Genomic DNA, 1111 nt, shown 5'->3' with positions numbered 1-1111 from the left:
TATTAACCTGGCAAATAAATAGGGCATATTAGATAATCTGTCTCCATGAAAATAGATGCCCGTAAACTCAGCCCCCAAGAACAACGTGAAAAGCGCTCCACGGCCCTACGCATGCGTGAGCAGGGTTACACCTACAAGGCTATTGGCGAAGCGGTTGGTGTTCACCCCCGCACTATTGCTCACTGGGCGCAGGTCGCAGAACATAAAGGCGAAAAGGCTGCCATTGCTGGCGGCCAGCGTGGTGTGCGCCAGGGTGATCGCCGCAGTTTGAGCTCCAGCCAGGAAGTGCTGATTCGCACCTTGATGACCGATAAGATGCCCGACCAACTCAAGCTCGGCTTTGCGCTCTGGACGCGTGATGCGGTGCGAGAACTGATCCGCCAGCGCTGTGGTTTTCTCATGCCGGTTCGAACGGTTGGTGAATACCTCAAGCGTTGGGGCTACACCCCGCAGCGCCCACTGCATCGGGCTTATCAGCAGAAACCTGAAGTGGTTCAGCACTGGCTGGATAATGAATATCCACGCATCGCACAGCGGGCCAGGGCTGAGAATGGTGAGATTCAGTGGGGCGACGAAACCGGTATGCGCAGTGACAGCCATGCTGGCCGCAGCTACGCCCCTATTGGCGAAACGCCGGTGCGCCTGGTCAGCGGCAGTCGTTTTTCCACCAACATGATTTCCACCGTGACCAATCGGGGCAAACTGCGCTTCATGCTGTATCGGGAAACGCTGACAGCCCCAGTGCTGATTCGCTTCCTGAGTCGCCTGATTCGCGATGCTCAGGGCCGCAAGGTGTTTCTGATTCTCGACAACCTGCGCGTACACCACAGCAAAAAGGTGAGCGCCTGGGTTGGCGACCGCAAAGAGCAAATCGAACTGTTCTTCTTGCCGGCCTACGCCCCGGAGTTGAACCCTGACGAGTATTTGAATTGTGATTTGAAACATCAGGTTCGCACGGGCTTGCCGGCGCGTAATCAGGACGAACTGGAAAGGCGTGTTCGCTCGGTCATGAGACGATTGCAATTACGCCCTCAAAGAATCCGTTCTTATTTCCGGCATCCACGTATCGCCTACGCAGCATGATTTGGTGTATTTGATTGCCGGGTTAATA

Annotated in this window: 1 protein-coding gene; it reads left to right on the top strand. The window is 55.4% G+C overall.

Annotation, left to right across the window (positions count from 1 at the left end):
* The first annotated feature begins 45 nt into the window (after positions 1-45).
* Positions 46-1083 (top strand): IS630-like element ISPa47 family transposase, encoded by a 1038-nt coding sequence (locus IEG05_RS23065; RefSeq protein WP_011911785.1) that lies wholly within the window; start codon positions 46-48, stop codon positions 1081-1083.
* The last annotated feature ends 28 nt before the right edge of the window (positions 1084-1111 follow it).

It is taken from the genome of Stutzerimonas kunmingensis, assembly GCF_014764705.1.
Lineage (GTDB): Bacteria > Pseudomonadota > Gammaproteobacteria > Pseudomonadales > Pseudomonadaceae > Stutzerimonas.
This window is presented reverse-complemented; position numbering and strand designations above follow the sequence as displayed.